General features: G+C 61.1%; 17 protein-coding genes and 1 tRNA gene. 14 read left to right on the top strand and 4 right to left on the bottom strand.

What is annotated here, in order from left to right; all coding sequences use genetic code 11:
• The first annotated feature begins 48 nt into the window (after positions 1–48).
• A complete protein-coding gene (locus tag HPA01S_RS05155) occupies positions 49–849 on the top strand; it encodes an IclR family transcriptional regulator domain-containing protein (protein WP_066267500.1) in 801 nt (266 codons plus the stop codon).
• Positions 850–1,134: 285 nt separating this feature from the next.
• On the opposite strand, the gene HPA01S_RS05150 is transcribed toward HPA01S_RS05155, so the two are convergent.
• A tRNA-Cys gene (locus HPA01S_RS05150) sits at positions 1,135–1,208 on the bottom strand.
• A 315-nt stretch (positions 1,209–1,523) separates the two neighbouring features.
• Positions 1,524–1,859 (bottom strand): hypothetical protein, encoded by a 336-nt coding sequence (locus HPA01S_RS22610; protein ID WP_245638574.1) that lies wholly within the window; start codon positions 1,857–1,859, stop codon positions 1,524–1,526.
• A gap of 494 nt (positions 1,860–2,353) precedes the next feature.
• Here HPA01S_RS22610 and HPA01S_RS05140 point away from each other — a divergent pair, with 494 nt between their 5' ends.
• Entirely contained in the window at positions 2,354–3,133 is a 780-nt protein-coding gene (locus HPA01S_RS05140; RefSeq protein ID WP_066267493.1) for a hypothetical protein, read from the top strand.
• 63 nt (positions 3,134–3,196) lie between these two features.
• On the opposite strand, the gene HPA01S_RS05135 is transcribed toward HPA01S_RS05140, so the two are convergent.
• Positions 3,197–5,371 (bottom strand): methyl-accepting chemotaxis protein, encoded by a 2,175-nt coding sequence (locus HPA01S_RS05135; RefSeq protein ID WP_066267492.1) that lies wholly within the window; start codon positions 5,369–5,371, stop codon positions 3,197–3,199.
• A gap of 464 nt (positions 5,372–5,835) precedes the next feature.
• On the opposite strand from HPA01S_RS05135, the gene HPA01S_RS05130 reads away from it, so the two are divergent.
• Genes HPA01S_RS05130 through HPA01S_RS05110 form a run of 6 tightly spaced genes read left to right on the top strand, consistent with a single transcriptional unit; the run spans position 5,836 to position 10,648 of the window.
• A complete protein-coding gene (locus HPA01S_RS05130) occupies positions 5,836–6,075 on the top strand; it encodes an AlpA family transcriptional regulator (RefSeq protein WP_066267491.1) in 240 nt (79 codons plus the stop codon).
• 10 nt (positions 6,076–6,085) lie between these two features.
• Positions 6,086–6,955, top strand: a complete 870-nt coding sequence (locus HPA01S_RS05125; protein ID WP_066267488.1) for a ParA family protein — start codon at positions 6,086–6,088, stop codon at positions 6,953–6,955.
• Positions 6,939–7,199 (top strand): hypothetical protein, encoded by a 261-nt coding sequence (locus tag HPA01S_RS22605; protein ID WP_084360477.1) that lies wholly within the window; start codon positions 6,939–6,941, stop codon positions 7,197–7,199. The genes HPA01S_RS05125 and HPA01S_RS22605 overlap by 17 nt, the downstream gene beginning before the upstream one ends.
• Positions 7,192–8,880 (top strand): ParB family protein, encoded by a 1,689-nt coding sequence (locus HPA01S_RS05120; protein WP_066267665.1) that lies wholly within the window; start codon positions 7,192–7,194, stop codon positions 8,878–8,880. The genes HPA01S_RS22605 and HPA01S_RS05120 overlap by 8 nt, the downstream gene beginning before the upstream one ends.
• A gap of 16 nt (positions 8,881–8,896) precedes the next feature.
• A complete protein-coding gene (locus tag HPA01S_RS05115; RefSeq protein WP_066267485.1) occupies positions 8,897–9,457 on the top strand; it encodes a DUF2857 domain-containing protein in 561 nt (186 codons plus the stop codon).
• Positions 9,458–9,460: 3 nt separating this feature from the next.
• Complete coding sequence (locus HPA01S_RS05110) at positions 9,461–10,648, top strand: STY4528 family pathogenicity island replication protein (RefSeq protein ID WP_066267483.1); 1,188 nt, start codon at positions 9,461–9,463, stop codon at positions 10,646–10,648.
• A 74-nt stretch (positions 10,649–10,722) separates the two neighbouring features.
• Here the strand turns inward: HPA01S_RS05110 and HPA01S_RS05105 are convergent, their stop codons facing one another.
• Positions 10,723–11,922 carry a phospholipase D family protein gene (locus HPA01S_RS05105; protein ID WP_066267481.1) on the bottom strand — a complete coding sequence of 400 codons (1,200 nt, stop codon included), beginning with the start codon at positions 11,920–11,922 and terminating at the stop codon, positions 10,723–10,725.
• A gap of 225 nt (positions 11,923–12,147) precedes the next feature.
• On the opposite strand from HPA01S_RS05105, the gene HPA01S_RS05100 reads away from it, so the two are divergent.
• The 6 genes from HPA01S_RS05100 (at position 12,148) to HPA01S_RS05075 (ending at position 19,286) form a co-directional block, all read left to right on the top strand.
• Entirely contained in the window at positions 12,148–12,924 is a 777-nt protein-coding gene (locus HPA01S_RS05100) for a PFL_4669 family integrating conjugative element protein (protein WP_066267480.1), read from the top strand.
• Positions 12,921–13,466 carry a DUF3158 family protein gene (locus HPA01S_RS05095; RefSeq protein ID WP_066267479.1) on the top strand — a complete coding sequence of 182 codons (546 nt, stop codon included), beginning with the start codon at positions 12,921–12,923 and terminating at the stop codon, positions 13,464–13,466. Before HPA01S_RS05100 ends, HPA01S_RS05095 begins: the two co-directional genes overlap by 4 nt.
• A 67-nt stretch (positions 13,467–13,533) precedes the next feature.
• Positions 13,534–13,932, top strand: a complete 399-nt coding sequence (locus tag HPA01S_RS05090) for a single-stranded DNA-binding protein (protein WP_066267478.1) — start codon at positions 13,534–13,536, stop codon at positions 13,930–13,932.
• Between the two features lie 278 nt (positions 13,933–14,210).
• Entirely contained in the window at positions 14,211–16,211 is a 2,001-nt protein-coding gene (locus HPA01S_RS05085) for an ATP-binding protein (RefSeq protein WP_084360476.1), read from the top strand.
• 124 nt (positions 16,212–16,335) lie between these two features.
• A complete protein-coding gene (locus tag HPA01S_RS05080) occupies positions 16,336–17,115 on the top strand; it encodes a hypothetical protein (RefSeq protein WP_066267475.1) in 780 nt (259 codons plus the stop codon).
• Between the two features lie 161 nt (positions 17,116–17,276).
• Complete coding sequence (locus HPA01S_RS05075; protein ID WP_066267473.1) at positions 17,277–19,286, top strand: DNA topoisomerase III; 2,010 nt, start codon at positions 17,277–17,279, stop codon at positions 19,284–19,286.
• Positions 19,287–19,901: the final 615 nt, after the last annotated feature.

Genomic DNA, 19,901 nt, shown 5'->3' with positions numbered 1-19,901 from the left:
AACATTTGTTCATAATAAGAATTATAGAAAACTTCCCCCGATAAAGCCATGCCATCCCTTCCCCCATCGCCCCGCCCCGGCGACACATACGTTCAGTCGTTCGCACGCGGACTTCAGGTTGTGCGCTGCTTTAACGCGCAGGCTCCTGAACAGACCTTGAGCGAAGTGGCCGAACGCGCCGCCCTCACGCGGGCCGGTGCGCGCCGCATCCTGCTCACGCTGCAAACGCTGGGATATGTCGAGTCGGACGGCAAGTGGTTCCGCCTGACGCCACGCATCCTCGACCTGGGCTTTGCCTATCTGTCCTCGATGCCGATCTGGGACCTCGCGGAGCCTGTGGTCAAAGGCCTGGTCGATCGCGTGAACGAGTCGAGTTCGATCGCCGTCCTGGATGGCACCGACATCGTCTACGTGATGCGCGTCCCGACACACAAGATCATGAAGATTTCGCTCGGCATCGGGTCGCGCCTGCCCGCTTTCTGCACATCACTCGGGCGCGTTCTTCTCGCGCAGCTGGACGACGCAGAGATCGTGCAACGCTTGCATGCCACGCCAAGAACCGCATGGACACGACACACAGTGACCGACCCCGAGGCACTCCTCAAGCGAATACAACAAGTGAGGCGCCAGGGATGGAGCGTGGTCGACCAGGAACTCGAGGAGGGCTTGATTTCGGTGGCTGCACCGATACACGGCGCAGACGGTCGCGCAAGTGCGGCCATCAACCTCAGCGGCCAGGCCAATCGCACCAACGCAAAGGCGGTGCAAGAGCAATTGCTGCCGTCCCTGCTGGATGCGGCGCAGGAGATCACACTACGACTGCAACGCAAAACCAGAATCGCCCGTTGACCACGGCGCAACGCGGCGCAACATCACGCCAGCGGCTGCCCATTTGATGAGCATGCCGTGCAAAGCCAGGCGGGCTGCGGCACGCCGCATTTGTCCCTGTACTTGTCCACAAGCTTGGGCACAGTTGCTGGGGAGAAGTCGAGACGCAGCGCAGCCGCGAAACCTGCGCAATCGACAGCCTTGTAGACCGCGCCGCGCAACGCCGTCAGTCCCGATTGCATGAAGGGCACAGACGAAAAAAAGCCCGCATGACGCAGGCTGAGAACGGTTTGAACCGTGAGAAGGTGGAGGCGCGATCCGGAGTCGAACCGGACTAACCGGATTTGCAATCCGGGGCATAACCGCTTTGCTATCGCGCCATCAGTATCGGGAGCACAAAACACCGATCTGAACCTCTGACAAAAAAGGGAAGCAGAGCTTCCCTTTTTGAATTTGGAGCGGGAAACGAGACAAGCACTAGAGCACTAAGTCTTTGATTTCCAACGCTTTGTTTCCACTGCATGAATCAGTGAAGCCACGATTCTAGCCTTGTTTTCACACACCGTCAACGAAGTCAGTCCAAAAACTTCTATCGACGTCTAGTGACTGCCACCAAGGTGGCAAGCGGGCGCACATGAAAGCTGGTCCGTCGCCCGAACACTGAGGTGGACAAAGATGGCTCAAACTCACGACCGTCAGGCCCTCGCCTTGGCTGTTTCGCCCAGCCGCTTGTTGACAGTCTCACGCCAAGCTGAAAGCTTCGCGATGTCCTGATCCAGTTCTTCCGGATCCGGGATAGGAAGTCGCCCTACGGCCGACGCGGCATCGTGTTCGAACTTGGAGCTCTTCGTCATCCCAGCGTCGACTTCCCGGTAGTCATCGGCTGTCACCACGACTGACTTCAGCTTCTGCGTCGAGACACCCTTGCCAAATCGATGTACTGCTCCGTTCAGAAGAACCTCCTCAATGCATCGCTCCCCAGCAAGCCGAAGCCTCCCGTATGCTCGCGTTCCCTCTTGCCGGAGCTCCAAGACGTGCTCCGTGGAATTTTGGCGTGCGGCATTTCGATCGCTGGCGCACGCTACACGGCGCGTCGAACGGTCCAAGCACATGGTTCCAAGCCGGAATAGCGGAATAGCTCAATCAAATTCGGTCTATCAGCATGCGTCCAGCGTCTCACCCAAACGCGGCGCGCATCACACAACGCTCTGGATACCCAAAATCAGACTTATCAGACCGTGAATCGAACAGGCGATACCAAATAGGTCTTGCTGAAGCAGTCGGTTGCCATAACGCTGACATGTGCGAAGGTGCAACACCCGTAGCGGTATGTAGTGGGTCGCAGGCATCGATTTTCATATTTTCACACCGAGCATTCGATTGCCATTTGTCCAGCGCGACGAGAAGTTGACCCCAGGTCATCGAGGGCGGCCTTCGTTTATTAACACAGCAACATCAACGGGCCGGCACTAGGCCGGCAGCATAGGAGTCAGTGATGTAGCACGCCCCAAAAGGAGCTGAATGCATGCATAAGGACCCGCCTAGGTCAAAGGTGTTCTACCGTCCCATCGAAGCAGCAATAAGGTGGGCAGGTCTTCTCAGGCACAAGCACGCGATCTTGTCTGGGATTTCATCGCTGCGACGCTTGCCTGTCACCCTCGACTGCCCGCGCTGGGAGGAGCTACGGCTGTGCAACGATCGGATCTATGACGCCATCTTCAACGGCGACCTTCGCTACGGCCGCGACGGCATTACTCAAAATGACGAATCGCTGTTCGACTCAGCAGAGCTGACCATCCGCCACATCGACCTCAAGCGCTGGATGCGAACACACTATCCGGAACACCGTCCTGCATTTTTGTTCAGCCGAACTGAGCGTATCGCGCACCCGGTCATCACCCTGGAAACCGGTCAGGCCATGCTAATCGAGCGTCGTGCGCTTAAGACCGAGCTGGAGCACTGCCGCCGTCAGCTTCAATCCCTTCAAGAGCGCAATGAAGGACTTCTGAAACAGTCATCAAGAATCCCGGCTTGCAACCAATGCCCGATTAGCGAGCGGGCCGAGGCCACATACCTGAACATAGTGGGCGGCATGCTGGACCTGATGCTTGGTCAATCTCCTGCGGGAACTGCGTATTCAACTTTCCGAACGCAAGAGGCGATCGTTTCTGCCCTCATTGCTCACCACGGAGGTGCGATGGGCATTGCCGAGAGGACTCTGCAAGGGAAGTTTGCCCTCGCCCGCCGACGGCTTCGCGACTCTATCTCGGATGGATGGTTCGGCGACAGACACCCGGGCAAATGAAGCGGGGGCTACGAGCGAGCGCAGGCGGTGCACAGATTCATCCGTGGTCCCCAATTCAGCACTTTAGAACTTCTCCCATTTGCCTGGTTGCTGGCCGGTCGCCACGTGCGCTGAGTTCGCAGGCATGGTCCGCCTCAGCACTGCATGCACAGATCGCACCGACCTATTCGGAACGGAAGTGAGGATAGGCGTTGCCCGTGGTGCACCAGCGAATGCCACATCATCTTTCATGCAACGGCCTTGCGCCGAAGACGCATTTGGCAAGTTCGCAGAGGGCTCAGTCCCAATCTGGAAAACAGCGACAGCCCGCACCAGATCAGCGGCCTGCGTCCGCAGGCTGCTGGAGGCTGCGGCCATCTCTTCAACCAGGGCCGCGTTCTGTTGGGTGGCCTGGTCCATTTGCGTCACTGCTTCGCCAACCTGCTGGACGCCGGCACTTTGCTCGATGCTCGCCGAACTGATCTCGCCCATGATGTCCGTCACCCGGCGAACTGCAGATACGACCTCTGCCATGGTTGCACCCGCCTGATCGGCCAGGACAGATCCATGTTCCGCTCGATCCACACTCTCGGAGATCAGATTCTTGATCTCCTTGGCGGCCGTAGCACTGCGCTGGGCCAGACTCCGAACCTCTGAGGCCACGACAGCAAAGCCGCGTCCTTGCTCCCCCGCGCGTGCTGCTTCGACTGCAGCGTTCAACGCCAGGATGTTCGTCTGAAAGGCGATGCCATCTATCACACCGATAATCTCTGCAATCCTGTTGCTGCTCCCTTGGATCTCCCTCATAGAGCCAACGACCTGACCAACAACATCGCCGCCCTGGCTTGCAATGGTCGAAGCTTGAATTGCCAACTGATTGGCCGCCTTGGCGTTGTCAGCGTTCTGGCTCACCGTGGAGCCCAATTGCTCCATCGACGCGGCAGTCTCTTCCAGCGCGCTGGCCTGGTTCTCGGTCCGAGCGCTCAGATCAGAGTTTCCGGAGGCAATCTGATCGCTAGCAGAAGCCACGCCGTGCGCGCCAGCCCGCACCGAACCGACAGTGTCGGACAGCATTTTGTCCGCAACGGCTATATCTTCAACCAGCTCCGCGAGCTCATCGCGGGAGATGGGCTTCGGCACGCGCCCCAACTCCCCCCGAGCGATCGCGCGTGCAGCGTCACGTGCCAGACCGAGCGAGTTGCGAATGGCGAAGTACATGGCCATATAGAGGTAGATGGTCGCGAATATGGCGATAGCCGTCGCAGCGATGAGGAGGTTCCGGGTCCACAATGCATCATCACGCTCATGCTCCAAGAGATCTGCGAGCACCACGCGATTATTCTCCACTAGATTCCAGGCGGCATCGATCGTGGGTTTTGCCGCGTTGATCGCCTGTTCGGTAGATTGCGCAATGGTCTCCGCCGACGTGAAGTTCTGTCTGATGTACGCGAGATACATCTTCGATTGGCTCTTCAGCTCCGCGAAGCTAGGGCCAATGGTGTCCTTGACCACTGCGTTTGACTGCATCGACTGACCCAGCATCGCCTCAACATTTCCGAAAGTATCTGCCAATCTGGCTTCAGTGATTTCATAGAAGACCTTGTCAGCTGGCGTAAGACTTCCACGACCAACGTTGAGTACCGAATAGGCTGCGATACGCACCGCGATCCCGGCTGTACTCGGCGTGCTGTTCACGAGGGGAAAGCCCAGATAAAACATCGTAAAGTCTTTCTCCAACGACAGGCCCGACGAGTCGCCCAGCTCGCGCATGACTGCATACAGACGCCCGTATTCGGGGGCGTGAGCAGCAAATCCCTTCTGCGAGAAGCTCGCATCTAGGGGCAGTTGCTGCACCGTCCTCTTCACTTCCTGCCAACCTTGCCGCATCCCTGCGACCTGTTTGGTCATGTCGACCTGTTGGCGCGCGGCTTGCGTCTGCGCTTCAATCTCCTCAAGTTTTCTGTCCACAACCTTTGATTGCGCATCAAAGCGTGATCGAACCGACTCGTCTCCCTCCTTGGCCGTGATGACGACATGCCGGCTGTCGATCAACACCTTATTCCAATCGACCAGGCTCTTCATCAGCGATACAGCGACTTGTTCCGCTTCTAGGCCACGAAGGCGCTGATGGGCAAGCCAAGCTTCGTTGATCCCGAAGTAGAGCAACAACGCGAAGCCCAATAGCCCAGACGCTGCAAATTTGGCGGGAAACCTGATCCGCTGCATCAACGCGATGCCTGGCGCAAAAAAAAGACTCATGCGTCCTCCATGAAGTGATCGCCTTGGCCTATCCCCAGCCAAGGTTGTTTGCAACTGACCGCAAAGCCTGAGCGCAGCGGCAACCCAATGCCGATACGGAGCAACGCTCTCCACACTGCTCGCAGGCAGGCTTCGGGCCGCAGAGGTCCCAGTCCTTCTGTCTTAGCGCAGCATGGACTTGGATACCGTTCAACCAAATGTCCTCGAATTAGCAGCCGACAAAGGCGCTACGTGACGAGGCCAGTACAACATCACTACGACACATTTTCGAAATTCTTAAGGTTATTTTTAACTCTTTTTTTCTCACACCATCCGACGCAGCGTCCGCGAGTGGCTCCACATTCCACGGATGCAAGCTTGTATGTGCGGTCTTGGAAACCGCATTTGCGGTGTACTTCGACAGCCATGTCTATTGAATGGAGGTCACGCCAACGAACGCCACTGAGCGTTAAGGAGTGACCCACATGTCGCAGACACCCGTACTGCAGCCGGGCGAGCGCCGCATCCTGCGGCTTGACGAAGTCGAGGCCAAATCAGGCTTCAAGCGCGCCCACATCTACGCTCTGATGAAAAAGGGACAGTTCCCCCAAGCACTGCGCCTGGGGGTGCGCGCCGTCGGCTGGGACTCGGCCGAAGTGGATCTGTGGATTGGGGAACGCTTGAAGAACCGGGCGCACTCGCCCGCTCTCACGCACAACACCTGAGGAGATTGCCATGAAGGTCATCTCCGTCATTTCCACCAAGGGTGGCGTCGGCAAGACCACCACCGCGGCCAATCTTGGAGGATTGGTCGCCGACGCTGGGTTGCGCGTGCTGCTGATCGATCTCGATGTCCAGCCAACCCTGTCGTCGTACTTCGAGCTGACGCACCGGGCCACGGGGGGCATCTACGAGTTGCTGGCCTTCAACGAGCAACGCCCCGAGCAACTGATCTCGCGCACAGTGGTCGAGGGGTTGGACCTGATTCTGTCGAACGACGACCGCGGCGAGCTCAACACCTTGTTGCTGCATGCGCCAGATGGCCGCCTGCGCTTACGCCACCTGTTGCCGACGCTGGCCCCTCGGTATGACCTAGTGCTGATCGACACCCAGGGCGCCCGCAGCGTCATGCTGGAGATGGCGCTCCTGGCCTCGCACATGGCGCTCTCGCCCGTCACACCGGAGATCCTGGCGGCGCGAGAGCTTCGACGGGGCACCTTACAACTGATAGAGGACATCGCGCCATACCGTCACCTTGGCATCGAGCCGCCGGCACTGCATCTGTTGATCAACCGCGTTCACACTGTCTCGTCAAACGCCAGGCTGATCCAGCAGGCTTTGCGCGAAATGTTCCAGGGACATGTTGGTGCGGACGTCCTGGACACCAACGTCCCAGCGATCGAGGCCTATCCGCGCGCGTCAACGCGAGGCCTGCCTGTGCACCGGATCGAGTTCCGGAAGCCACCCGGCCGAGTCGCTCCCGCCGCGTTGGACACCATGCGCGCACTGGCAAGCGAACTGCTACCGACCTGGAAGGAACGATTCACACGGGTCACAGGCAAGTCTCCGGAGATCAGAGGGGGCGGCCATGGCGAACGCGCATGAGCTGGCTCGCGGTCACAAACGGCTGAAAACGCTGATCGAATTTGCGGTCGCTGAAGGCTGGCACGTCAAACGCACACCGGGAGGCCACCTGAAGTTCACCAAGGTCGGCTGCGCCCCCATCTACACCAGTTCAACGGCAAGCGATCACCGTGCAAGTCTGAATGCGCGTTCGCAGATCCGACGGGCCGATCGAGAAGCCGGTGACCGCACGTTGGGCGATCCCCAGGGAAATCGCCATGGCTGACATGACTCCGCAGGACATGGCCAGCAAACTGCTCGCTGCGGGATTCCAGCGCAACGGCCCATCCGCCACGACGCTGAGCGATCCCATTGCCGACACGCCCATGGTCGTGACACTGGACCAATTGCGGCCCTACGACCATGATCCGCGCGTCAAACGCAATCCAGCCTACGAGGACATCAAGGCCTCGATCCGCGAGCGCGGCCTCGACGCACCGCCGGCCATCACCCGCAGGCCCGGCGAAGAGAACTACATCATCCGCAATGGCGGCAATACCCGGTTGGCGATCCTGCGCGAGCTCTGGTCCGAAACCAAGCAAGAACGCTTCTATCGCCTCTCGTGCCTATTCCGGCCCTGGCCGGAGCGCGGAGAGATCGTTGCCCTCACCGGACATCTGGCCGAGAACGAGCTGCGTGGGGGCCTGACCTTTATCGAGCGCGCCCTCGGTGTCGAGAAAGCTCGCGAGTTCTACGAACTGGAGGCAGGCAACCCATTGAGCCAGTCGGAGCTGGCCAGGCGGCTGTCAGCCGATGGCTACCCCGTACAGCAGTCGCATATCAGCAGGATGCAAGATGCTGTGCACTATCTCCTCCCGGCCATCCCAAGCGTGCTCTACGGCGGATTGGGACGACACCAGGTGGAACGCATTGCAGTGATGCGCAAAGCCAGCGAGCGCATCTGGGATCGATACGCGGCCTCGCGCAAACCGACATTTGGCTTCGATGACTTCTTCCTCGACGTGTTGGCACAGTTCGATGCGCAGCCGGACGACTTCTCCGCCCAGCGTGTCCAGGATGAACTGATCGGCCAGATGGCAGAACTTGTGGGCGTCGACTATGACACCCTGAGCCTGGACCTCAATGAGAGCGAGAGCCGTCAGCGCGCGTTGATCAGTGACCCGATCTCGGCCCAACAGCACGCTGCGGCGACGCAGGGACAGACAGGGGCATCAAGTCCGTCGCGAACCTCACCACCCGAGGAAAGACGTCCGCCCACAGAGAGCTCAACGTCTGCTGCGCAAGCAGCCGCAGGTGTTACGGGCCGATCGCCAGAGCCGACGCCGGTACCGCCCACCACCTCATTCAACACTCGATCATCCGACGACGAATCTCCCAATGCAGGCCTCGCTGCTGGAGTTCTGGTACAGGAGCACATCGTCTCCCCCGCGCCGACGACAGAGCGCCTGCAATCGATCCAGCGCCTGGTCGCAGGGCAACTCGGCGATACGTTGCCGCCGGACTTCGAGCACAACGTGCTGCAGGCCATTCCCGTCCAGGCCGGCGGGCTCTACCCGATCTCCGATGTCTGGTACATCGATCCCAGTCTTGACCTTCCCGAGCACCTTCGCGTTCACATCGCGCAATTTGCTCGCGAGATTGCGGACGAGGTATCGCTCGCTGATCGGATCGTCCCGTGCGACGACGGCATCGGGTTCCAGTGCCAACCCGCATCTGGCGCGTCGCGGATCGGGTCAGATGTCCTGATGCTTCTGGCATCCCTCAGCGGGCAGGGATCTGCCGCGGAGTTGGAGCGTCTCCCCCATTCCCTGCCGCAGCTTCTGCACGGCAAGGGTGATCCGACCAAGCGGCTGAGCGACACCGCTCTGGTCAAGCTGTTCCGACTGCTGCGCCTGGCTCGCCGACTACTGGATCTCGTGTCCGGCAGCAGCGATCCAGGCTCATGAGCGAAGGAGGCTAGCCATGTCGACACCCCATCCGCTCAATCAAGCCGTCATCGCCCAGGCTCTGCATGACCTGCGCAATGGGCAATTGCGCCGCTGCAAGGCGATGGGGTTCGGCGATGACGACCTGGACGCGCTCAAGCACCCGGCCCTCATCAGCGTGTTGGCCAATGCATCCGTGTCCTGGTGCTCCGTATCCATCAATCGAGAGGTGCTGCGTCGCCTGCTCGTCCAGGCGCTCGACGTGGAGAAGGAAATTGCGACCGTTGACCGCATGCTGCGCCTGGGCGCGAGCACCGAGATGGTCAGCCGCTTCTACGGTCTAACCCATCAGGAAGTCGCCCTGCGCCGCGAGATTCTGAGCCTGCCCAAACGCAAAGGTCGGCATCCTGTGCTGGACGAAACACAAGACACGGAGCTGTGGCAACGCTGGAAAGCGCTCACTGCGCAGCAGGCTGTGGAACGCGCCGATGAGGCATCGCTCCTGGCCGCCGCCATGGATCTCGCAGAAGGCATGGCCTTGCCCCTGTCGGTGGTCTGGGCCACCATCAAGTCCTGGGTCGACCAGGGACTGGTCTAGGTCATGGCGGTGGATGATGAGATCCAGCGCCGAGGCCCCGTTCCGCTATCAGACCTGTTCGATGGCGCCTTGAAGACCCTTGCGGCCCAACAACAGGCCGCGCCCGCACCCGCCCCCACGGATGCCTTCCTCTACAGCGGCAACCGTCACGAGAGCGTGCCCCGCGCACTGTTTCTGGATCGACGGCTCACACCCCTGGAGCGCAACGCCTGGCAGGTGTTTCGCTTGCTGCTCAACGACGACGGGCTCACCGCATTCCCCACCTATGAGCAGCTCAGGCCCTGGCTGGCGTCCATGCCCTGTGGTCCGCAAGCCTCGCACGAAACCGTTGCCCGCGCCTTGACCCTGCTGCGCCTGACACGCTGGCTCAGCCTCGTTCGCCGGCGACGCGATGCCAAGACCGGCCGCATCCAGGGCAACCTCTACGTCCTGCATGATGAGCCCCTGACACCATTCGAGGCCATGCAACTGGATCCTGACTACCTGGGTCTGGTCAGCCATGCCCTGAGCCATTCGGCCAAGGCCGTTCAAGCGGTCGGCATCCAGACTCTCAAGGACATTGCCGAAGACCCGATGCTCAGCGGCCGCGCGCTACCGACCCGCCTGCAGGTGCTCACGCGCCGCATGGCCGAGGGCGGCTGGCCCCCTGAAAGTTATCCACAGGACGACACCCGCCACGATTCCGAAGAAAGGCCGAATCGCCCACTTCGGAATATCGATGCCCCGTCTTCGGAATCCGAAGCAGGGGCGAAACCCGCACAAAACGCCTCTCTTCGGAATCCGAAGGAGGACCGTACAGTACGTAAGGAAAGTATTAATAAAGTACGTACTACCGCGCGGGCGCATGCGCTGAACGGCCTGCAAATGCCCAAACGCTTCACCGACCTCAAGCCCGAGCAGCAAGCGGGGGCCATGGTGGCACTGCAACAGGTCCAGGAGTCCATGCGCCAGGCCGTCCTGGACGAATGGGACGCCCGCTGCAAGGGCAGCTCGATCCGCAACCCCGCCGGCTATCTGTTCGGCATCGTCCAGCGCGCCATCCGAGGCGAGTTCAATGCGTGGGCGGGTCAGGCAAAGCCGGCCGCGGCTCCTGCTTCTCCGACGCCAACGCAGGAGCCGCGCAACGTCGTTCCGCCGGAAGTGGCCCGCCAACATATCGAGCGGCTGCGCAACTTGCTGAGCAAGAGCTGAGGCCCGGCTCGCAGATGTCCTTGGATGTCCATGGAGCTATCCCCTGGGGATAGCTGTCATTGTCTCTGTTCCGCCTATGCCTCGGGCTCCTCCTGCCAATACACGTAGTTGAACAAGGCGTCCAACTCGGTGAGATTGGCCAGTCCCAATTCTGATTGGACGGATCGCGCGTGCTGGCAGTAGCGCGCATAGAGATCGCCATCGACGTTGGACTTCGTCGGGTGGTCCGGGTAGCCACCGAACCCTGCGACCGCAAGGCCCGTCACTGCATTCTGGTTCATCACCGCATACCGCCGGTTGTCCAGCGCATGCAGGATCTCGGTCAACAGGTTGATACCAGCCCCAGTGATGTTCTCGAAGTGCGCGTGCAACAGCTCGAAGGCCTCGGCCGGCGCCAGGCCGGGCTGGCCTGCAATATCTGCAATGGCTGCAAGGAATCGCGCAGGCGCTCTGGCAACGCGGGTTTTGGCGCGGTGCAGTCCCCCCGAATGGAATGTGCTGATCAGTGCTTCATAGCGCGGAAGGAAACTCCGAGCGCCGCCCTTGACGGTTATCGCCAAGTCCTTGATCTGGCGTCGCGCCAACCTCAGGTTGGAACTGCGCATTAGCTGCTGTGCGGCAAATCCATGGGGCGAACCGTCGCGCCTCATTTCCGCCAGTTGGTCCGCCAACACCGTCATGTCCTGCACGTCATCACGGGAAACGCGATCAGCCCGCTTCCTTGCCATTTTGCGCCAGGCATCGTGGATCGCAAACTCGATCGCATACGCATCGATGCGCTTCTTGGTTGCCAGGACAAGCGATTCTTCGGCGACGAGCACATCGAAGTACGCCTGGACCTCTGCAAACAATGTGGGGTCCGGGCCGTCGACCAGTAGCGAAGCTTCGTGGTTGTCGCCGAGACCACCAGCCGTCAGGTTGGCCGACCCCACGATCACCGTGCACCGCTTGGGCTCCTGGGTCGCGTAGATCTTGGGATGGAATGTCGCATCGCCGGTGCTCAAGTAGAGCTGCATAGCGCTGCGCTTCGACAGATCGAACAGCTTGCGCAACAGCTGCGGCTCGCTGAGGTGGAAGCTCAGCCCGACCGCGACCCGGGCCGACATGCCGCGGTCCAGCGCCTGCTCCAACGGTGTCAGCAACTCTGATAGCGCGGAGACCTTCGCAAACGCCACCATGCACTCGAAATGTTGGGCACGCCCGAGCATCTCCAGCACAGCATCCGCATGAGATCGCTGCTCACCATTCAAAACCAGCTTGGCACTACTCCCCATCCGCTCCTCCGTCTTCGAAGCAATCAGTTGTCGGTATCAGAGCTTCATCGTAACCCGCTGGGTTGCAACGCTCGATGGAGGTCCGTGGAGCTATCCCCTGGGGATAGCTGGCAGCGGCTCGCGACACGCCGAGAACGCGGAAGGCTCCAGGTTCCATTTGTTGACTGACGAGCTTCCCCAACGCCGGGAAGCTGGCGGCTCGTTTCCCAACAGCGAGCCCACACCATGGCAACCAATGAACCCTTGCAGTTGAATCTCGGGTCGCTTCGCAGCGCGATGTCGCTGACGCTGCACACCCATCATGCTTCCCGTATCTGGCATGGCCGCGCCGCAGGCGACGGCCGAGCGGCCATCGTGGGCCTCAACGGCTACGTCTCGGTCATGAACAAGATGAAGCGCGGCGCCGAGCAGGACGACCCGTACTCCGACTGGTGGATGCTGCGTATCGAAGAGAAGCTCGATCAGACCAAGACCGCCCTGCAGGCGCTGCGAGAGCAGGTTGATCAGGCCCTGGCCGGTGTGCCGACGGCACTGACCCTTGGCGAGAACCTCAATGTGCAGCCCGTCAAGCTGCCCTTGTTCGTCAATGCCCAGTTGGGCTTCGCTGCGGTCTACCTGCTGGCCGACTACGACGACATCGCCCGCAAGCTGATCCTGGCCCACCACACCGCGCTGATCGACCGCAGCACCCTGGAACGTTGGCTCAACGATGGCGCTCATGCGCTCCGCAGCCTCTTCTCGCTGGCGCAGCAATTCAGGTACTCGGGCACGACGCGCGACGACTTCGCTGCGAAGAATGCAGCAGCCCGCGCGGCCCTGGAAAAATACGGCGAGCTGCCGCAGGACGTACTGGAAGGCACGCGCCGCTCCCGCTTCGCGCCGCCGATCTCGCGCCGCGGCCTGCAGCAGCGCGACGCCGCCGAACCCGCCGCAGCCGAAAGCACCGACGCTGCGCCAGTGCCATCCGCGACTGCAGCAGATGCCGAGGACGAGCCAGCATGACGGACCCGGGCCTGGGGCAATACGCCCACTTCCGTCCGCTGGAACAGGCGGACTTCGTCAAGCTGGAACAGGCAGCCTATCTAAAAGGCCTTTTAAAACCTTTTAAAGGTAAGGGGACTCTCGAGGTCTGGGCCAGTCAATGTCACGCGCAAAGGGACCAGCTCATCGCTCTGGCGCAACGGCGCGTGCTGCGGCAAGCCACCGGGCATCCCTTTAACCTGCTGCCTGCGGAGCTGGCCCAGCAGAAGACTGGCGCAGGCACGACCTTTCTGCGCTGGCGCAGGCCAGACCGGTCCGCCATGGGCGTGGCGCTGTGGCAGGAAATCATCGCCAGCACCGCCACGCCGGTCAGCCTGCTGGCCGACCTGCATGCCCTGGAGCAGCAGCGCATCGTGCTGAACATGCAGATCAGCCTGCTGCACACACTGGGCCGCCAGGCCCAGGACTGCGCCAACAAGATGGCCCAGGCCGAACTCGCGTACCTGCGCCGGGTCCAGGGCGCCGCTACCGCCGCACGCCCCGGGCATCTGCCACAACCCTGACGGCCAGCATCCCTCCCGCATTGGCCGTGGGCCAGGCGGGCTCTTCCCCCACCAAGGAGATTTCAATATGAGCACCCATTTCTACGGCGAAGGCAACATCGGTTCCACCCCCGACTTCCGCGAGTTCGCCAACGGCAACGACGAGCCCAATCGCTTGCTGCGGCTGAACGTCTACTTCGACAACCCGGTGCCGAAGAAGGACGGCACATTCGAGGACCGCGGTGGCTTTTGGGCACCGGTTGAGATCTGGCACCGCGACGCCGACCACTGGAAGGATCTGTACCAGAAAGGCATGCGTGTCATGGTCGAAGGCCGCACGGTCAAGGACGAATGGGAGGATGCCGAAGAAAACGAACGCACCACGTTCAAGATCGAGGCCCGGCGCGTGGGCATCCTGCCGTTCCGCGTGGAATTGGTGAAGCTCAGCGTCAAGCCTGCAAGCGAGCAGGACAACGACGCACCGTGACCTGTAGGGAGCAGTACGACGTGTTCTGCTCCCGCCCCAACTAGTGGCTGACGAATTATCCCCAGGGGATCGCTCCACCAACGTCCACTGAGGTTTTTTGCGGCGGCCTAGCAGAAGCTCCTGGAGACGCCGCATGACGCCCGGCTACAAGACAGCGCGTGCGCGGATGTGAGCCCCTCAGAACACGCGACTGTTCCTGCCATCCCGCAGGCGACGCTAACACGTTGTTCGATCTACCACTGGCAAGACCGCCCCACCCCAACCATCCAGGAGGCCGCATGCGATTGCCGTTCGAGCTAGACCCGCAAATCATTCATCACATCATCTACAGCCAAGCCGGCTCCATCGGTAAAGCCATCATCGAGCTGCTGATGAATTCGGTAGACGCCAACGCCTCCTCCGTGCAGTTGTCACTGAGCCGTGAGGGCTTCGTCTGCTGCGATGACGGCCATGGCTTCGCCAGCCGGGAGGATGTCGTACGGTACTTTGGCCGCTTTGGCACCCCTCACAGCGATGGCGACGCCGTCTATGGCCGCTTCCGCCTTGGTCGGGGCCAGATCATGGCGCACGCCAAAACGGTCTGGCGCTCAGCGGCGTGGATGATGACGGTGGACACCCGCACCATGGGCTATCACTACGATCTTGAGGTTCTGGACGCGGCGCTACACGGCTGCGAGATCTCCGGTGAGTGGTACGAACGCCTCACCGACATGGAACTTATGACCGCCCTTCAGGAGGTTCGCGACCTCGTGCGCTACACCAGCCTGTGTGTCGAGTTAAATGGGCAGCAGATTACGCGTGATCCTCGTGCAGAGCATTGGGATGCCGAGGACGAATTCGCCTGGTATCGCGCGAAGGCGGACGGTGCCGTCTCGATCTACAACCTTGGCGTCCTCGTTCGCCATGACCCAGGCCACATCTGGGGAGCTGGGGGCCTGATCGTCTCCAAGCAGGCCATCAGCCTCAACGTCTCCAGGACCGAGATACTGCGCAAAACCTGCAAGGTCTGGAAGTCCATTGCCAAGAAATTCGGGCAGATGGCGGACCAGATGGCAGCGCGCCTCGGCGATCACCGCAAGACCGAAGCCCGGCGCGAACGCTGCGCCCGCGCACTACTGGCAGGCGAAGCCAGCATGGCAATCGCCTACTGCGAGGAAGAAGTCGTTACGCTGTTGCCTGGCAAGCGGCACGTGTCATTGGCGGAGTTTCTGCGCAAATGCCGCTACAGCCACAACAAGCAGCAAGGTGGGCAGTTCGCTGTGGTGGATAGCGCCCTTGATGTCCCCAAGGGTGAAGCCATCGCCCGGGAAGGCATCGCCGTGATCGTTCATCCCGCCACCCTGGACCGCTTTGGTTGCTACAACGCTCAGGACTTTGTGGATTGCGTCGGCAGAATCCACATCAACCTGCATCGTGATGTTGAGCAGGCGGGCACTACCTTCTGGGGTCTTGGCAGTCTCTATGTGCCCCGGTTGATCGCATTCTCGACACTTCGCGACGCCTTCGTCGAACGCACGTGCATCGTGAGCGAGGCGGCCACACTGGATCGGGAAACAAGGCGTGCTTGGACAGCGCTGCGTTGGTGCCTGCAACACTATGGCGCGCTATGCACCGGTGCTCGCGCAACCCGTGGCGGTCATACCCGCGGCGGCAAGACCCTGCACATTCTCCTGGGAAGCTCCAACGCCGCCGAGGCCTGGACTGACGGAAGCAGCTACATCGCGATCGACGCCACCATCGTGCGCCGGCTCAAATCCAGCCCGATGAGAACAGCCTCGTACATCTTCTCGTTGATAGAACACGAGATTGCCCATGAAGGCGATAGTCTTGAGTGCGGACATGACGAGGCGTTCTACCAGCGCTTCCACGACCTCAATCTGCGCCACAGCGAGCAGCGGCAACGTTACATGCACATGTGGATGATGAAGTACACCACGAGCCTGGAAACCGAAGGGAAGCGGACTCGTGGCGAGATCTGGCGGGAGCGCTATCTTGTCGATCGCGCCGGCAACGGTCGCGAGCAACGTGGGCTCCCGCGACTTATCGAAGACGTCAGCGGCGATCCCGTCGTACTCGATTCGCCAGCCGACGAAAACATGGCCTTCATCGGCAGGATCAACGCGAGTCTGTCCGGTCTAAGTGCTGAGACCACATCACCAGATTGGCCAAGTGTCCTGGAGCGCGCCGCATCCGACCAAGCGTTGATCGCCGGCCCGCAACTGGCCGAGCCTTGCCTGCAATCTGCAGTGCAGCGGGCATCCGGCGCCGGCGATCGCTGAATCCGGGGCGGCACACGGTCACCGCAGATCCGAGGCACTTGCACCAGGACATGCGTATTAGCCTCTGTGCGACTCTGAAAGTTAATCGGCATACTGGTGGTAATTCAGTCAAGGGATTCCATTCATGATCAGCCACAGAACCCGATATTCGCTGGCCCAGTTTCTTTCGATCCAGGAAGCCGCCGTCTCCATCGCGCTATTCAGCAAGTATGGCGCCCATCATCTCTCTCTGTATCCGGCTCAGTTGCTGAACGGCATCATGAATATCGTGCGTGACCAGAACGACGAAACGTTGCTGATGGTCCTCAAAGAGATCGTCGCGACACCTGGCAACCTGCGCGCCAAGATTTCTCCTAAACATGTTTTCGACGAGCGCATGCATGACCTAACCCAGTGCCTGTTGATCGACGGCTACCTCGCGCAGGACAAAAAACTGCTGCAAGCCGACCCTTCCATAGCGGATGCGGCACCTGTGGAAGACGATCTGATTGCAGCCTTGCGCAGTTCAGGTGCACCTCGGTGCGAGGGGATCATCGGCAAGATCAACGACTCGGCAGAAGCTTTCCGTGCAGCGCTGCCCGACTACAACGCGGCATTGACCAATGTGCGCGTCGCCCTAGAAACTCTCGCAGGGGATGTCGCAGCAGACACCGCACGGCAGCAGCAGATTACGAGCACATACGATCCGACCAAGTGGGGCGAGATCATCGCGTTCCTGCGCAAGCACGGCGAGATCACCATCGAAGAAGAAAAAGGCCTGGTTGGAGTCTATGGCTTCCTCAGCCCGGGCGCTCACCGTCCGCTCGGCATCCCCGAAAACCAGATGGCCCGCTTGGGACGGTCCTTCGCACTCAACATGTGCTGGTTCCTGCTGCAGAACAGGCTCGCCCACCGCAGCAACTGACCTCGCGCCACGGCGACTTCGTCGCCGTGCAGTTAGAGCGCGAATTCACCGATCAATCCGCGGGCACAACGCGATCTCCCGCCATCCGCGTTGTTTGCTGCCCGTAACGCAATCTCTCGACATGCTTGCGCCCATGAACAACATCATGTGGGTGAGGCGGCATGCGGCTATTTCTCTGCGAGAAGCCCTCTCAGGGCAAAGACATCGGGCGCATCCTGGGGGCCACACAGCGCGGCGAAGGATGCTTGAGCGGCACAGGTTTCACCGTCACCTGGTGCATAGGCCATCTCGTGGAGGCCGCCCCGCCGGAATCCTATGGAGAGCAGTTCAAGCGCTGGTCCATCGAGCAGTTGCCCATCATTCCCGAGCGTTGGCGCGTCGAGGTCAAACCCAAGACGGCAACGCAGTTCAAAGCAGTCAAGCGCCTGCTCGCGCAGGCTACCGAGCTGGTCATTGCGACGGACGCGGATCGCGAGGGTGAGCTGATCGCCCGCGAGATCATCGAGCTGTGCGGCTACCGAGGCCCGATCCAGCGGCTGTGGCTATCGGCGCTCAATGACGCGTCCATCCGCAAGGCACTGTCCTCCCTCAAGCCATCGGCGGACACGCTGCCGATGTACTTCTCCGCACTGGCACGTTCTCGCGCGGACTGGCTGATCGGCATGAACCTCAGCCGGCTGTTCACGGTCCTGGGTCGCCAAGCTGGCTACGAGGGCGTGCTCTCGGTGGGGCGCGTGCAGACACCCACGTTGAAACTGGTCGTGGATCGCGATCGTGACATCGCGCGCTTCGTCTCCGTACCCTATTGGGTTGTCGAGGTAGCTCTCAGCGCTACATCGGCCACCTTCACGGCCAATTGGCAGGCACCGCCCGCTGTCTGTGATCAGAACGGCCGCTGCCTTCAAGAGGCGGTTGCCCGCAAAGCACTGGAGCGCATCCGCTCGACCGGCTCGGCTCAGGTCAGTTCTGTGGTAACCGAGCGCGTCCGGGAGGCTCCGCCGCTTCCGTTCGACCTGGGCACGCTGCAGGAGGTCTGCTCTCGCCAGTTCGGGCTTGATGTGCAGGAAACGCTGGATATCGCGCAAGCGCTCTACGAGACCCACAAGGCTACCACCTACCCTCGTTCGGATTCAGGCTACCTGCCCGAATCCATGCTGGCCGAAGTACCCGCTGTCCTGAGCGCGCTGGTCGCGACCGACCCAACTCTCGGCGCGATGGTGGCCAAGCTCGATCCTGCCCAGGTCTCCCGCGCCTGGAACGACGGCAAGGTCACTGCCCACCACGGCATCATTCCCACCATGGAGCCAGCCAAGCTGTCGGCCATGTCGGAGAAGGAGCAAGCAGTCTATGGCCTGATTCGCGCCCACTACCTCGCCCAGTTCATGCCTCACCATGAATATGACCGCACCGTCGCACTCTTGTCGTCGGCCGGTGAATCGATGCAGGCCACGGGCAAGCAGGTCGTGGTGCTGGGTTGGCGTCTGGCGTTGATCAACTGTGGCCCGGACGCCCCGGACGACGAGCCTTCCCAGCGCGCACAGATCCTGCCGACACTATCAAACGGCATGCAGTGCCGGGTCGCACAGGCCGAACTCAAGGCCATGAAAACATTGCCGCCCAAACCCTATACGCAAGGCGAGTTGGTCAAGGCGATGAAGGGCGTGGCCAAGTTGGTCTCCGATCCAAGGCTGAAGCAGAAGCTCAAGGACACCGTGGGCATTGGCACCGAAGCCACCCGCGCCAACATCATCGGAGGGCTGCTCGGGCGCGGGTATCTGCTGAAGAAAGGCCGCGCCATCCGCGCATCGGATGCGGCGTTTACCCTGATCGATACCGTGCCCGCCGCTATTGCGGATCCAGGAACCACAGCAATCTGGGAACAGGCGCTGGACATGATCGAGTCGGGGCAACTCAGCTTCGATACATTCATCGAAAAGCAATCGTCCTGGATTACACAGTTGATCCAGCAGTATCGCGGCACCAGCCTGGCAATCAAGGTCCCGCAGGGGCCCGCGTGTCCCGACTGCGGCGCCCCCACACGCCAACGCACCGGCAAGAGCGGGCCGTTCTGGTCCTGCAGCCGGTATCCGGATTGCAAGGGCACGCTGCCTGTCGAGACCGGCAAAGCCGCAGGCGGCACGCGCAAGCGCAGCAAGCCGAAGGCACCCTGAAGTGCCCTGAATCCCACCACCATGTCGGCCCGCAGCCGGCGACATGGCAGTCCGTCCCGCCTCCCAGCGGGACAACCAGCGCACGACTCCTTCTGCAACGGTGTGCGCGCCTCTGCGGACCGCCTTTGGTCCACGAGGCGAGAAGGCCACTTTTACCCGAATCGCGCGCCTGCGCATTCTCCTGATCGGCATTTCTTCCGTCCGCAGAGAGGGGTCTCCTGGTGCCTCGCAAGCATGGCGCTACGCGAGCCACCAGGAGACCCCTCAAGGTCGACGGTATTCAGTGCCGGAGCCCGCCGGCGAATCAACGGGCGCCTTTTGTGCGCGGATGTGCGCCAGGCAATACCGACCCCAGCCACGATATGGGTCGGGTGTGAATGCTGAAACAGTGGACGGTTCTACCGACGACCGAACCCTGTGCAGCCCATGGGTGGTGACCTTGTCTTGAGTCGGAGGCCAGACGGCCTCCGGCACCTTCTCGCGCCGTACCAGCGCATGTTGCGCACTCCGAAGATTCGCCCACCATCGCGGAACGTCCGGTTTCCCATTTCCTGACGACAGAACCAACCCCGACCCAGATCCTTGGCACAGGCTCGCTGTTTCAACAGCAACCCG

The sequence above is a fragment of the Hydrogenophaga palleronii NBRC 102513 genome, from assembly GCF_001571225.1.
GTDB lineage: Bacteria > Pseudomonadota > Gammaproteobacteria > Burkholderiales > Burkholderiaceae_C > Hydrogenophaga > Hydrogenophaga palleronii.
Note: the sequence above shows the minus strand (reverse complement) of the source record. Positions and strands in the feature narration are given on the sequence as shown.